The sequence below is a fragment of the Dellaglioa sp. CoH-57-MRSF-21 genome, assembly GCF_056781915.1.
In genome coordinates this window covers 1-681 of record NZ_JBXAXU010000028.1, presented here as the reverse complement: position 1 = coordinate 681, position 681 = coordinate 1, and the positions used below count along the sequence as shown (strand labels likewise).

General features: G+C 55.1%; 1 protein-coding gene. It reads right to left on the bottom strand.

The annotated features are described in order from the left end of the window. Positions 1–260: 260 nt before the first annotated feature. On the bottom strand, positions 261–641 hold the full coding sequence (locus tag AC1RPQ_RS07720) for a hypothetical protein (protein ID WP_289876116.1): 381 nt from the start codon (positions 639–641) through the stop codon (positions 261–263). Positions 642–681: the final 40 nt, after the last annotated feature.

The following is a 681-nucleotide window of genomic DNA, read 5'->3' as shown; positions in this document are numbered from 1 at the left end:
ACAGGAATCAGCGAAATGCAAGCACAAAAAGAAAACCCGGCACGTGCCGGGTTCTGATTACTGCTCGATCGATTCAAAGCGCACTAGATACGCGCGTGTTGCACGGGATCGGTATGCCTGACCACCTGTGCGTTGAGCCGCCTTCTCGGCCTTGGCCATCGTCGTGAACACTGCGAGGTATCCGCCAACGCACAGGTGCGGCTTTCCCGAGGACGGAAGAATCTCGATGCTCTCACCGCCCTTTAGTCCGCCGCGTGGCATTACACGCTCAGATCAATGCCACGAGCCTTGAAGAAGTCGTGGATAATACTGAGACCCAGTGTTGCTTGCTGGAAGCCCTCGGACGCCAGCTTCTGATTCTGGCCGGGCAGTGCGTCATCCATCTTGCGGAAGCCTGCGCGTAGGTGAGTCAGGCCCTCTGCCCAATCGAGAATCAGGTAACCTGCGGCGTTTGCTGCCGCCAGTTCATCACGGCCATACGGTTGAACATTCATCTTGTTTCCTTTGCCAAAACCAAATCGGTTCAGCATATCTTGGGTTATTCCTTCAGGCATCGGCTTTGCGGTGCCGTCTTCATTGAAACAGTAGTGGCCACCTTCGCACCCAAGCGAGGAACAGCCACCGGGTTTACATTCGTTCATTATTCATCCAGCACAAGTTTGACGATAACGCGGCCCAGTG